Genomic DNA, 12,931 nt, shown 5'->3' with positions numbered 1-12,931 from the left:
ATGAAACGGCTCTCGGGAAGGCGAAGCCTGCCGTTTCCATCCCTGTTCCTCAGGTCTCGCGCAAGGTCTCACGCATCCGCACGGCTACCACTACGCCAGACAGGAGCGTGAGCGCCGCCACTACCCAGACAGCCGATGCCAGCCCGAACAGGTCGGCCGTGATGCCTGCCAGCAGTGCACCGACCGCGTAGCCGAGGTCGCGCCAAAGCCGGTAGACGCCCACGGCGGAAGCACGCCAGGCGGGATGCGCGACATCGCCGATGGCCGCCAGCAGGGTCGGATACACCATCGCGGTGCCGATGCCCAGGAGTACGCCGCCAAGCCCGAAGCCGAGGAAACTCGCGCTAAGCGCCGTCACCACGATGCCCGCCGCCTGCACCCACATGCCCCATGCGATCAATGGCTTGCGGCCGATACGGTCGGACAGGGCGCCGGTAAAGATCTGCGTCATGCCCCAGACGGCAGGGTAGATCGCGGCAAGTGTGCCGATCTGGGCCAGGCTCATGCCGGCGTCGGCGAAGACAAGGGGGAACAGGCCCCAGGCCATGCCATCGTTGAGGTTGTTGACGAGGCCCGCCTGGCTGATGCTCGACAGATTGCGGTCGGTCAGTGAGGTCCGGCGGAAGATCTCACCTTGGCTGGGCAGCGCGGCGCTATCCCCGTCGTGGTGTGACGCCACCTCATGGGCCACATGGTGCCGGGTTTCGCGGACCGCCAGCGCAGAGAGCGATAGCCCCAGAACGACATAAGCAATGCCAAGGTAGAACGGTTCGGGCCGCAAGCCGTAGTGGGCCGCCAGCCAGCCCGTAGCCAGCGCGCTCCCCGCCACGGCGAAGTAGCCGGAGAATTCGTTGAGCCCCATGGCCAGGCCGCGCTGCTTGGGGCCGACCAGATCGATCTTCATGATGACGGTGGTCGACCAGGTGAGGCCTTGGCTGATCCCCAGCAACACATTGGCGCCGACGATCCAGTTCCAGTCCGGCGCCCACATGAGGACAAAGGGCACCGGCGCGCTGACCAGCCATCCTGCCACCAGCACGTGCTTGCGGCCATAGCGGTCCGAGAGCCGGCCTGCGAAGTAGTTCGTCAGTGCCTTGGTGATGCCGAAGACGACGATGAAGGAGAGAATCGCTGCGCGCGCCGCAATATGGAACTCGTGCTCGGCAATGGCCGGCAGGATGCTGCGCTCGAGGCCAACCATGGCCCCGACGAAGGCGTTGACCAGCACCAGCAGCGAGAACTGGCCAAGGTTCTCGCGCAGCCCTAGGCGGATCGCGGTCGTGTGCATGGCTACTCCGTTGTGCCGAGGTTGGAGCCAGTCCGCATCACCCGCCACAACGGTTCGCCTCCACAGGGCGTGTGATTGAGAATGAAGCGGGTCTTCATGATCGGCTCAGGCCGGCTAGGTATCGGAGGCAAGGGAGGACTCGAGGGGCAGGCCGCCGGCCGCCCATTCGCTCACACCGTCCTTGATCTTCTTGGCGGTAAAACCGCGCGCGCGGAGCAGTTGCACCGCCTCGTCGGACATGACGCAGAACGGTCCGCGGCAATAGGCAACGATGGTGCGGTCCATCGGGAGATCGGCGAGGCGCTTTTCCAGTTCCCCAAGGGGCATCGAGCGCGCGAAGGGCAGGTGGCCGGCCTCGAACTCGCTGGCAGGCCGCACATCGATGACAACAACGTCGCCTTGCCGCGCCTTTTCCAGCAGGCTTTCCCGGCTTTCCGACGCGAGAGCGTCCGGCTGGGCCGTCATCTGCTCCAAGGCCACGCGCAGCTCCACAAGGTGTTCCTCCGCGGCTTCCCGCAGCGTGACCCATAGTTGCGCTATGTCCTGGCCGCTCAAGCGGTAATAGATGTACTTCCCGTCGCGCCGGGTCTGCACAAGCCGCGCCTCCCGCAGCGCCTTGAGGTGGGCGCTGGCCAGGCGCATGTCGATGCTGGCCTGGGCGGCCAGCGTCTCCACGCTCTTTTCGCCCTGCGCCAGCAATTCGACCAGCTCCAGGCGCTTTGGGCTGGAGAGGGACTTGCCGATCCGGGCGACCTGCTCGTAGAGGAGGTTCTTCAATTCGCGTTCGTTCATAGTGCATCAATCTAATGAATGTTGGATTGATGGTCAAGTGCCAAAGCTACCGAGGGCTGGCAGCGTCTATCGGCGGCGCAGCGGGCACTCGACGGTTTGATGGATTAAGGGCAGATCACTATTATTTTTTTAGAGAAGTGAGCCATTTGAGCATCCCCTGACGGGCACGTGGTTGAGGTGTTCGGGTACCCGGACACAAGGGAGGCACGCTATGCGGCAACCCAAGATCGTCATCGTCGGCGCAGGACTGGTCGGCGGATCGGCGGCCCTGTTTGCATCCATGGCGATCCCAAGCGCGGAGATCGTCATCATCGATGTCGCGCGGGTGCGGGCCGAAGGGCAAGTGCTGGACCTCACCCACGCCGCAGCATTCTGGGGGCACAACCGCTTCTACGCCGGCGATTACGAGGACGCGCGCGGCGCAGACATCATCGTGGTCACCGCCGGCGCCGGTGTGAAGCCGGGCCAGACCCGCCTGGACCTGGCCAGAACCAATGCGGCCATCGTGGCGGAAATCGTGGATCGCACGGCGCCCCTGGCCCCCGATGCGATCTACCTGATCGCGACCAACCCCTGCGATGTATTGGCGGGCGTCGTGCTTGACCGCCTGCGCTGCGCGCGCGAGCGCGTCATCAGCACCGGCACCTCGCTCGACACGGGGCGCTTGCGCTCGCTGCTGTCTGAGCGGCTGGGCGTCGTGGCGCCTGCGATCCACGCCTACGTTCTCGGTGAACACGGTGAATCCGCCTTGATCGCCTGGTCCGGCGCGACGGTCTCCGGCATGCCCCTCGAATTGTTCCTGGCCAGGAGCGGCAAGGAGCTGGGGCCTGCCAGCCGTGACCTGATCCTGCGCTCCGTGCATGAGGCTGCCAAGCTCATCAAGGAAGGCAAGGGCGCCACACACTACGGCATCGCCAGTGCGATTGGACGAATCTGTGAGGCCATCGTGCACAACACCGACCTGATTCTCACGGTCGCCATCGTGCACGCCGAAGTCGAAGGCGTAGCGGAGGTGTGTTTGTCGTTGCCGATGGTGGTCAATGGCGGCGGGGCGCAGTTATTGGCGTATCCGGAACTCAACCCGGCCGAGCACGAGGCTCTGCAGCGCAGTGCGCGCATCGTCAAAGCGGCAACCGACAGCGTTCTCGCTGGCCGCTAGTCCTAGGGACATTGCCCACGCTCTGGATAAACCGGATCAGGCCGGCGCCAGGAGGTGCATCATGGCTGAATTACCCACAAAGGCTTCACCGCCTACCAGTTCACCCACGAAGAGCGCGGCACCACCGGCAGGGCATCTCAAAGATCTCTGGAGATTTCTCGTCCCGGTGGCCATCGGCATCGTCCTGTGGTTCCTGCCGGCGCCGTCCGGCCTGCAGCCAAAGGCGTGGCACATGTTCGCCGTGTTCGTCGCCACCATTGCCGGCATCATGACCGCCCCTCTGCCGATGTCGGCGGTGGCCATCATCGGTGCCACGGCAGGCGCGCTCGTCGGCGTCGTGTCCTTCGCCGACGTCACCAGATCTACGGGCACGGACCTCGTTTGGCTGGTGATGCTTGCCTTCTTCATCTCGCGCGGCGTGATCAAGACCGGCCTCGGGCGCCGCATTGCACTCCTGTTCATGCGGCTGTTGGGCAAGCGGACCCTGGGGCTGGGTTATGGACTGGCGATGACCGAACTCATTATCTCGCCCGCCATGCCGAGCATCACCGCCCGCGCCGGCGGGGTGATGCTGCCGATCACCAAAGCGATATCGGAAGTCCTTGGCAGCCACGCCGATGACCCGGAATCCCGTGGCAAGGTGGGCAGCTATCTGATCCTCTGCGCCTTCCACGCGAACATCATCACCGCGGGCATGTTCATCACAGCGATGGCGGGCAACCCGCTTACGGTCAGGCTGGCCGCGGACCAGGGCGTCTCGATCAGCTGGCTCGACTGGGCGGTGGCAGCATCCGTCCCCGGCTTGCTGTGCCTTGCCATCATTCCGCTGGCCATGATGTGGATTGCCCCGCCGCAGATCCGGGAGACACCCGATGCGACGGCACTGGCCCAGAGAGAACTCGCAGCCATGGGCCCCATCTCCGCCAAGGAGATCATCATGGCGGTAATCTTCGTCGGCTTGCTGGTGCTATGGATTCTCGGCGAGGATCTGAAGATCAGTGCGACGCTGGCGGCAGCCATCGGCGTCTCCTTGCTCTTCATCACCGGTGTGCTGACCTGGCAGGACGCCCTGAACGAGAAGTCTGCCTGGGACACCATGATCTGGATCGGCCTGCTGATCATGCTGGCCTCCAAACTCAATGACTACGGCATGGTTGCCTGGTTCGGCAAGGAGTTCGGTGCACACCTGGAGGGCTTCCCGATGCTGGCCGTCTATATGCTGGTGGCGGTGATCTACTGCTACATCCACTACTTCTTCGCCAGCGCCACGGCGCATATCAGCGCCCTCTTCCCCCTCTCCATGGCGCTGATGGTGGCCGCCGGCATCCCACCATTCACGGCAGCGGTTGCGCTTGGCATCCTCAGCAACGTCAACGGTTGCCTGACCCAGTATGGCATCGGCTCCGGTCCGGTCATGTTCGGTGCCGGCTATGTCACCCAGAAGGAATGGTGGAAGGCCGGCTTCCTGATGAGCCTCATCTACATGTTCGTCTGGCTGATCATCGGTCCGCTTTGGTGGAAGTTGCTTGGGCATATCTGAGGTACAGGGCAGAACCCCAGGAAGCATTCGATTTCTCGACGCGCCCGCGGGATTTTCGCCAGAAAGCTCGTCGATTCGCCGGCGATTGCCTTTATCGCGATTGGATAGTCCGCCTGCAGCGCACTACCATGCCAATGTAGATCCGACGAGCGACAAAGCACGATCCGACGCAAGACGGTTTGGCCAAGTCTCGCCGTGGTTCCCTTGCGCACAACAATGGAGGTTTCAATAATGCAACACGGTCTGATTGCCTGGCTTGTGATTGGGGCCATTGCCGGATGGTTGGCGGGAGTGGTGGTGAAGGGCGGCGGCTTTGGTTTGATCGTCGACATCATCGTCGGCATCGTCGGTGCTTTCATTGGTGGCTGGCTGGCCGGCATACTCAAGATTTCGGTTGGCGGCGGGTGGATCGCTTCGATTATTACGGCGTTGATCGGAGCGATCATTCTCCTGTTCGTCATCCGGCTGATCAAACGAGCATAGCGACGAGGGCGGCGCGCCTAGAAGGAAACGGCAAGCGATGTGATCACAACCTGTTGCGGGGAGGTCGGATTGAACCAATAGACTCCCGCAGTGAATTTGCCGAACGTCAGTTGCACCAGGCCGCCACGTTGGAACTCGCGATCCCCGCCATAGATCCGGGTGCGCTGCATGGCGAATCCCAGGCGCAGCCATTCAACGGGGCGGTAGGCCAACTCGCTCCACGCGTAGGTATAGGGCGAAGTGCTGCCTGATCCGGTCAGATACTCGGCTTCAATGTAGTAGTCGAACTTACCTGCAGCGATGCTTGCCTCCAGGCCGGCAATCGGCCCGTGCGCGCTGCCGGTCACGAAGCCAACGATCGGCGTGGCCTTGAACTGAATCGATTCGCCGCCGGAAAACGACCAGCCCACAAAGGCCGACTGGGCATCGATTGCCTCATAGTTGACTCTTGCCTCCAGGTGGAGCTTGTCATGATCGGCGTAAAAGATGCCCGACCCATAATTGCCCTCCTCTCGCGGCATATTCCAATAGCCTGACGCCGTGAAATTCCAGGCAGCAGCCTGATTCTCCGCCGCAGCGGCTGGCGGCGTGGCCGCAACCTCCTGCGCTTGTGCGCAGGTGATGGCGAACCAGATTCCAGCAGCAGCGAGGCGGGCGCGCATCTCATCCACCCAGCGCGATGACGGCGATGGTCAGCGCGACGCCGAGCGCAGTCATGCCGATGCCGGTGCCCCATGCGCTGAAGCCCCCGTAGTGCCCTAATGCCATGCCGCCGCCGAATAGCATGGCCAGCGTCAGCACTCGCGAGACGACCAAGGCCAAGGAAACATCGTCCAGCAGAACGAAGGGAAGGGCAACTGGAAAGGTTGACAGCACCACGATGCAGAAGATGCGCAGGGCGCCGAGAAAATCGCCGAGGTACAGACTCGGTCGATCGGGAAGGGCGGCCTCGGAAGCGAGCCGTAAGCGGATGGGCTCGAGATCGCCATCCGCCGCAAGGGTATTCAGGGTGCTTGGCAATGCCTCGCGGACGGCATCGATTCCGGCGGCATTATCCGGGGCGTGCTTCACCGCAGTGGCGAGCTTCAAGCGCATGCCGCGACTGGCAATCGTGCGTACAAGAAACATGATGGCGTCAACCAGGCCCCAGGCCAGATTGCATCCAATTGCCGCGCGCAGCATGGTGTGGGCGGCATTTGGCCCGGCGGTGGCCGACGAGACGGCGCCGACAAACGTCAGCGCCATATACAGGCCGAAGCACATTTCGGAAACGCGGTCGACGACGTCCAGGACCGACGTTCGCGGTTGAGCGCTGTCGCCGCGTGCCGGGTTCTTATTGTTGTCTGGCATGGTCGGTTCTCCGTCTGTCTCTTCAGCGGCAAATTGCGCAACGTGCCGTTTTGGAGCCAGGAAATATTGAAGGGCAATATAGGATGAGAGGCCCCCAAAAGCTACACGCTCGAACTGGCAGGCCGATTCAATGCGGCTGCGTCGAGAAGCAAATGTCGACTCTCGACGGCGCCGAGCGTCCGCTTACGAGACGAAAACGTTCATGCGGAGAAGGACGGACAAGCCGGGCCAGCTCGGACTGGCCGTTGGCATCGACGTTGCGCACAGCAAGAACCAGAACGCCATCTATTTCCAGGTGGGATCCGCTTGGCATTGAGAGCCTCCCGCTTCCGCCCAGGTTGCAATCGGGCAGGCGCCGCCCTATGTTCATATGGCGAATTCCGCGAAAAGTGACCTTCCACGGACTGTCGGCCTGTCGGGCGGGCCGCGCGAGGGCCGGCCGAGTGAGGCACGATCTGGCCGCTCCACTCCAGAGGGAAGCCGTCAAATGCACCCCGCTCCAGTAAGCGCTGCAGGTTGATGCGCCAGGAATTGCCGGGAGAGGCACCTATGATTCCATGGATTAAGCGGCTGATTCACGCTCTTGGCACATGCCTGCTGGTCGGGTTGATGTTCGGGTCAGCCAGTACGCTTGCACAGGATCAGCCTGCACCGTACAAGCCGGAGGAACTCGAGGCGCTGGTCGCGCCGATCGCGCTCTACCCGGATTCCGTCCTGTCGCAGGTCCTGATGGCCTCGACCTATCCATTGGAAATCGTCTATGCCGCGCGCTGGGTCAAGGCCCATCCGGACTTGAAGGGCGATGCCGCGGTCCAGGCGGTAGCGAATGAGTCCTGGGATACCAGCGTGAAATCGCTGGTCGCCTTTCCGCAGGTGCTCGAGCCGATGTATGACAAGCTCGACTGGACCCAGAAGCTCGGTGACGCGGTCCTCGCGCAGCAAAAGGACGTGCTGGCCGCGGTACAGCGGCTGAGAGCGCGCGCACGGGATTCCGGCCACCTTGAGACCAATGAGCAACAGCGGGTGACCGTCGAGCAGGCGACCACGCCGGAAGCCGTCGCGCAGACGATCGTGCGCATCGAGCCGGCGAACCCGCAGGTCATCTACGTGCCGGCCTATGACCCGGCGGTTGTCTATGGCGGATGGGCGTATCCGGCCTATCCCTACTACTATTGGCCGCCCTATCCCGCCTACTACCCGGGCGGGGCCTTGCTCAGCGGATTTGCCTGGGGCCTGGGCTTTGCCGCGGCCGGGGCAATCTTCGGCAATTGCAACTGGGGCGGCGGCGATATCAATATCAACGTCGACCGTGGCGCCCACATCGACCACCACTTCGATCGCAGCAAGGCCCAGGGAGGCCGCTGGCAGCACGATGCCGGCCATCGCAAGGGAGTTGCCTACCGCGATAACGCCACGCGCGAGCGCTTCGGGAAGAACCAGCCTGGCGCAGACCGGCGCGCCGATTTTCGTGGCCGCGAGCGCGGAACGAGCGGCCGCGCCAGCGTGGCCGACCGGGCGGGCACGGGCAATCGGGCGGGAGTCAGCGACCGCGCCAGCGCAGCCAACCGTGCCGGTGCCGGGAATCGGATGAGCACGTCGGATCGTGCCAGGGCTGCCGACCGCTACAGCGCGGGCTTCGGCGGCCGCGACAACGCCTTCCAGGGCGTGGGCAACGGCAATGGCGCGCAACGCGACCTCGGTCGCGGGCGCTCGAGCATGCAGTCTTCGGGATTCAACCGTTCCAGCAGCGGCGGACGTGGCGGCGGCGGCTACTCCGGGGGCGGGCGCGGCGGTGGATTCGGCGGCGGCCGCGGAGGTGGCGGGCGGCGTTGAGTGGCGTTGAGCGGGGGCGAGCATGGCATCACCGATGCGGGTCAGCGCGCTTGCATGGCCCCTTGCCATAGCGCTGCCGGCCCATCAGGCAGAACACGTGATCGACAGCCACCGCGCGGCGCGATCCCTCTCTTCAGCTCCGTAATTTCAAGCCGAATTCGGCTCCTTGGCCGACGTCCTGAATACCTCTCTAGTAGGGGTTTTAGGGGCCCCAACTCTCTTGCTAGCATCGGCGCGCATTGATAATGGGAGAGGGGCACCATGAAGAAGTTCGCAGTTCCAGCCACGGTCATGGCACTTTCGCTAGCATTGCTTTCGGGTTGTGCGAGCGTGGGCAATGAAACGCTTCGGGAGGAGTCGGAAGCCTCCGTCAGCAAGAAGATCATCGAGGGCAAGACCACCAAGGCAGAAGTCCGCGCCATGTTCGGTTCGCCCACAAAGACGACCTTCACCGATGGCGGGCTTGAAGTCTGGAACTATGAATTCAGCAATGTCTCCGGTGACGCGATCAACTATGTTCCGATCCTGAATCTGTTGGGTTCGAGCGCCAGCGGCAAGAAGAAAGAGCTTGTCGTGATGTACGACCAAGCCAATCTCGTGAAGCGTTTCTCGATGAGCGAGGCCCAAGTCACGCAACGGACGGGTCTGTTCAACAACTGACAAACGCTACCGGGCCGGCACAAGCGTCCGCCAGAGCGCGAAAAGCCCAGCCAGAATCGGCTGGGCTTTTTTTGTGCGGACGCGGACGCTACGCGCGACTTGTCATCGCACGGCGTCGCTGCCGCTGTGCAAACCACGGCAAGCCACCTTACCACGGATGATGCTGGCTTCCCTTGATGTTCCCCGCAACGCCGCCCGCGACCGCGCCGATCGCGGCGCCCGTCCAACCGCTGCCGCCGGCGATGGCCGCAATGCCTGCGCCGGCCGCCGCACCGATTGCCGCGCCGGATACGGTCCCCTGCTGTTCCGGTGTCATGTTGGTGCAGCCGGCCATGGTGGCGACAGCGATCATTGCCCCGATCAATCCGATCTGTTTCATGTTCGCCTCCTACTTGCTGTACTTGAGCCCGGGCAGAACCATTTCGAACCAGAGCGTTTCGATCACAGGCCGCTGCAACCGGTCCGAGTTCGCGGTGTACCAGCGATCGAGCCCTTGGCGCACCGAGTCGAGTGTCTGCCCCCTCAGTCCCTTCGCCAAGCGCGGCAGGATGCTCTGGGAATCAGGCGGCGGATTCCCGGATTCGTAGGCTGTTTCGATCTGCACGATATTGGCAATGCCGACGAGGTAGGCCTTCTTGGCCTGTTCGGACGACTGCATCCACTGCGCGCCCGTAATCAACGGGATCTCATCCGCGCGGACCGAAGCCGGCGCCAGCGCCAGGGCAATGCAAGCCGCGGCCATCGCCGCGCTCAGTCTTTCTTTCATCTTCATCGCAGCCTCCTACATCAATCAACGTTCATGGTGAGACCTTCCTCCAGCCCGGGCCAGGCTCGAACACCTTCGTCTCCGCTGCCTTGATCGCGCTGTCCGCGCCGAGGTCGCGCTCATAGACCTGGCCATCGTGGCTCACCATGAAGCTCATCACGCCCGTATCCTGGTAGCGCACTGGCCACGCCATCACGGCGAAGCCGCCGAACAGCTTGCCGTTGACGAGGTAGTTGTACGCACCGCCCGGCGCATGGGGGCCCTGTGCGGTGAGCAGCTTGTAGTGGTAACCGTAGTAGCCATCCTTGCTCTCATGGCGCGTACCAGCGCCCCGGAAGCCGGGGCCGAGCGGGCTGGTCGGCTCACCGGGCGCTGTCTCCCAGTACAGGCCATCGTGCTTGCCCGGTGAACTGGACAGCTGGTTCGCATAGCTGAGTACGCGGCTCCCGTCGTGGTTGGACTGGGCGTATTCCTCTTGCGCGTCGTAGATGGCCAGCATGGTCTGGATCACGGCCATTTCGTTGCGCCCCACCCGGCGTACACGCATTTCCTCTGCGCCCGCGCGCGTATCGAATTGCCAGCCCTTGGGCGATTTCACCAGCGGAATAGGCAAGGTCCAACCCTCGTCACCCACGGCAATGTTTGCGCGGCTATCCGTCGTCTCGACCGTATGGGACTTGCCCCAGGCGGCGAGGAACTGGTTGCGGACCTCAGCGCCGACCGGCGGGATGAGATCCCGGAAATTCGCGCCCAGCATGTCCTTCAGGCCGGCCTCGTCGTCCGCGATCACCGCCTCGCCAAATGCCTTCATTGCGGTGTCGGGCGTCGTAAAGAGCCGATTTGCCATCGCGGCGGGCATCGCGCCAAGGAACAGCGCCAAGGCAAGGGACCCTGCCGCGAGGTGGGTTCGTGTGAGTGATGTCATGCTTGTCCCCGCTCAGCGCCGGCCGCCGCCGCGCCCGCCGCCAAAACCACCGCCAGCGCGGCCGCCACCGTAAGCGCCGCCGCCGCTCGGACGATTGAATCCCGAGGAGGTGCTGGCTTGCCCCCGGTTGAAGTCACGCTGCGCGGCTCCGCCATTACCCACGCCCTGGAAGGCATTGTCCCTGCCGCCGAAGCCTTCGCCGTAGCGGTCGGCCGCCCTGGCGCGGTCCGCCGTGCCGGGTTGGTTGGCGGCCCCGGACCGGTCCGAAGTGCCGGGCCGGTTCGCGGCCCCAGAGCGGTCTGCTATGCCGCTCCCCTCCAGCACCCCGATGTCCTCGACCCTGCCGGCCCTGTCGGCGACGCTGGCGTGCCCGCCCGTACCATGTTCGCGGCCACGGAAATCGGCACGCTGGTCGGCGCCAGGCTGGCTCTTCCCGAAGCGTTCGCGCGTGGCGTTGTCCCGATAGGCCACTCCCTTGCGATGGTCGACATTGTGCTGCCAGCGGCCACCCTGGGCCTTGCTGCGATCGAAGTGGTGATCGATGTGGGCGCCACGGTCGATGTCGATATTGATGTCGCCGCCGCCCCAGTTGGCGTTGCTGAAAATCGCCGCGGCGACAGCCAGGCCAATGCCAAAGGCGATGCCGCTGCCGTACCCCCAGCCCGGGTAATAGGCCGGGTAGGGCGGCCAGTAGTAATAGGGGTAGGCGGGGTATGGCCATCCGCCATAGACAGCGGCCGGATCGTAGGCCGGCACATAGATCACCTCCGGATCCGCCGGCTCGATGCGCACGATCGTCTGCGCGACGGCTTCCGGCGTGGTCGCCTGCTCGACGATCACGCGCTGCTGCTCGTTCGACTTCAGATTGCCCGATTCGCGGGCGCGCGCCCGCAATCGCTGCACCGCAGCCAGCACGTCCTTCTGCTGCGACAGGACCGCGTCGCCGAGCTTCTGGGTCCAGTCGAGCTTGTCAGACATCGGCTCGAGGATCTGCGGAAAGGCGACCAGCGATTTCACGCTGGTATCCCAAGTTTCGTTCGCCACCGCCTGGACCGCGGCGTCACCCTTCATCTCCGGATGGGCCTTGACCCAGCGCGCCGCGTAGAAGACCTCCAGGGGATAGGTCGAGGCCATCAAGACCTGCGACAGGACTGCATCCGGGTAGAGCGCGATCGGCGCAACCAGCGCCTCGAGTTCCTCTGGCTTGAACGGCGCTGGCAGACTCTGCGCATCCGCCTTGCTCACCCCAAGCATCAGCACGACGCAGAGGCCGGCAAAGAAGGCACGCAGCAGTCGTTGTCCCCAAGGAATCATGCCAACTCCTCTCGGCAGGTCGCGGCGCTCCAAGGGCCAAGGTGCACGGGAGGGGGAGAGGATCATGCTGCTTGCCGCACGAGTGTCCCGGGCTGGCCTGGTGGCCGGTTGTTATGCGTCCCATCCACGGAGGCTGGCTGCCAGTGGAAGGGCACATTCTCATTGCCTGACCCTACGACGATAGGATGGCGTCAGCGCCATTGCAACCTGTCCGGGCCGGCCAGGGTGTTGGCCCGCATGTTGCGCCACGGCGCACAGCCAGAACACGGCATCCACTTCGCGAGGCCTAGGAGGCACACCACATCACGAGGCTCAAGCTGCACGCGGTGGATGAGAGCCAAGACATTGAGCACTCTCCTGTGCGGGCGCGACGTGCATTTCCAGGCGGGCCCTGAGAGCGCAAGTGCCTTCAGGTTGGATTTTTACGCTTGCCCGGCATTTACGCCGTTTTTACACCCGGTCCTCACCTCTTTACACCTGCAATCCGCTGGCCTTCCTATACCGAACGTAGGCGCAGGATCAGCTCCATCCCGCCTCTCGAAGGCAAACGATGGAGCCCCTGCCAAGGCGGAGAACGCGCAGATGAATCTCTTGATCTGGCTTCCATTGCTGTTCGCGCTGGGGCTTGCCGGAATGGGCCTGTGCGGCGTGTTCCTGCTCGGCTGCGAACGCATTTGAACGCATTTGAATTGACCTGCTCGATTGCATGGAAGGGGCCATCATGACCTGGCTTGCCGCGGGTTTGTCCCTGTTCGTCTTCGTGTACCTGGTGCTGGCCTTGATCCGGCCGGAGTGGTTCTAGCGCGGCGGCCGCCGCCTCA

At 63.8% G+C, this 12,931-nt stretch carries 14 protein-coding genes; 6 read left to right on the top strand and 8 right to left on the bottom strand.

The features are described 5' to 3' along the window. Nucleotides 1-49: 49 nt before the first annotated feature. On the bottom strand, nt 50-1,288 hold the full coding sequence (locus AC1Z3O_RS18425) for an MFS transporter (protein WP_483517135.1): 1,239 nt from the start codon (nt 1,286-1,288) through the stop codon (nt 50-52). Nucleotides 1,289-1,402: 114 nt separating this feature from the next. Then, nucleotides 1,403-2,080: an ArsR/SmtB family transcription factor gene (locus tag AC1Z3O_RS18420; protein WP_483517134.1), complete on the bottom strand. Its 678-nt coding sequence runs from the start codon at nt 2,078-2,080 to the stop codon at nt 1,403-1,405. Nucleotides 2,081-2,291: 211 nt separating this feature from the next. On the opposite strand from AC1Z3O_RS18420, the gene AC1Z3O_RS18415 reads away from it, so the two are divergent. From AC1Z3O_RS18415 to AC1Z3O_RS18405, 3 genes are all read left to right on the top strand, one after another. Further along, the gene (locus AC1Z3O_RS18415) at nt 2,292-3,239 is read left to right on the top strand and encodes a lactate/malate family dehydrogenase (RefSeq protein WP_483517133.1); all 948 of its coding nucleotides are present in this window, start codon (nt 2,292-2,294) and stop codon (nt 3,237-3,239) included. A gap of 61 nt (nt 3,240-3,300) precedes the next feature. After that, nucleotides 3,301-4,779: a DASS family sodium-coupled anion symporter gene (locus tag AC1Z3O_RS18410; RefSeq protein ID WP_483517132.1), complete on the top strand. Its 1,479-nt coding sequence runs from the start codon at nt 3,301-3,303 to the stop codon at nt 4,777-4,779. Nucleotides 4,780-5,010: 231 nt separating this feature from the next. Then, entirely contained in the window at nt 5,011-5,262 is a 252-nt protein-coding gene (locus AC1Z3O_RS18405; protein WP_483517131.1) for a GlsB/YeaQ/YmgE family stress response membrane protein, read from the top strand. Between the two features lie 17 nt (nt 5,263-5,279). Here the strand turns inward: AC1Z3O_RS18405 and AC1Z3O_RS18400 are convergent, their stop codons facing one another. Both AC1Z3O_RS18400 and AC1Z3O_RS18395 read right to left on the bottom strand, forming a co-directional pair. Continuing rightward, nucleotides 5,280-5,924 carry a hypothetical protein gene (locus tag AC1Z3O_RS18400; RefSeq protein ID WP_483517130.1) on the bottom strand — a complete coding sequence of 215 codons (645 nt, stop codon included), beginning with the start codon at nt 5,922-5,924 and terminating at the stop codon, nt 5,280-5,282. Nucleotide 5,925: 1 nt separating this feature from the next. Further along, nucleotides 5,926-6,612 carry a hypothetical protein gene (locus AC1Z3O_RS18395; protein ID WP_483517129.1) on the bottom strand — a complete coding sequence of 229 codons (687 nt, stop codon included), beginning with the start codon at nt 6,610-6,612 and terminating at the stop codon, nt 5,926-5,928. Between the two features lie 549 nt (nt 6,613-7,161). On the opposite strand from AC1Z3O_RS18395, the gene AC1Z3O_RS18390 reads away from it, so the two are divergent. Both AC1Z3O_RS18390 and AC1Z3O_RS18385 read left to right on the top strand, forming a co-directional pair. Beyond that, complete coding sequence (locus AC1Z3O_RS18390) at nt 7,162-8,445, top strand: DUF3300 domain-containing protein (RefSeq protein WP_483517128.1); 1,284 nt, start codon at nt 7,162-7,164, stop codon at nt 8,443-8,445. Nucleotides 8,446-8,706: 261 nt separating this feature from the next. Further along, nucleotides 8,707-9,105, top strand: a complete 399-nt coding sequence (locus AC1Z3O_RS18385) for a hypothetical protein (protein WP_483517127.1) — start codon at nt 8,707-8,709, stop codon at nt 9,103-9,105. 148 nt (nt 9,106-9,253) lie between these two features. On the opposite strand, the gene AC1Z3O_RS18380 is transcribed toward AC1Z3O_RS18385, so the two are convergent. From AC1Z3O_RS18380 to AC1Z3O_RS18365, 4 genes are read right to left on the bottom strand one after another with little or no spacing between them, the layout of a single operon-like run. After that, nucleotides 9,254-9,484, bottom strand: coding sequence for a YMGG-like glycine zipper-containing protein (locus AC1Z3O_RS18380; RefSeq protein WP_483517126.1), 231 nt, complete (start codon nt 9,482-9,484; stop codon nt 9,254-9,256). A gap of 9 nt (nt 9,485-9,493) precedes the next feature. Beyond that, complete coding sequence (locus AC1Z3O_RS18375; RefSeq protein WP_483517125.1) at nt 9,494-9,877, bottom strand: hypothetical protein; 384 nt, start codon at nt 9,875-9,877, stop codon at nt 9,494-9,496. A 25-nt stretch (nt 9,878-9,902) separates the two neighbouring features. Then, nucleotides 9,903-10,796, bottom strand: a complete 894-nt coding sequence (locus tag AC1Z3O_RS18370; protein WP_483517124.1) for a DUF2950 domain-containing protein — start codon at nt 10,794-10,796, stop codon at nt 9,903-9,905. Between the two features lie 12 nt (nt 10,797-10,808). Continuing rightward, entirely contained in the window at nt 10,809-12,110 is a 1,302-nt protein-coding gene (locus tag AC1Z3O_RS18365; RefSeq protein WP_483517123.1) for a DUF3300 domain-containing protein, read from the bottom strand. A 706-nt stretch (nt 12,111-12,816) separates the two neighbouring features. Here AC1Z3O_RS18365 and AC1Z3O_RS18360 point away from each other — a divergent pair. After that, complete coding sequence (locus AC1Z3O_RS18360) at nt 12,817-12,912, top strand: potassium-transporting ATPase subunit F (RefSeq protein ID WP_483517122.1); 96 nt, start codon at nt 12,817-12,819, stop codon at nt 12,910-12,912. Nucleotides 12,913-12,931 lie beyond the last annotated feature (19 nt).

This window comes from Cupriavidus sp. 09_S30, from assembly GCF_056930435.1.
This window is presented reverse-complemented; position numbering and strand designations above follow the sequence as displayed.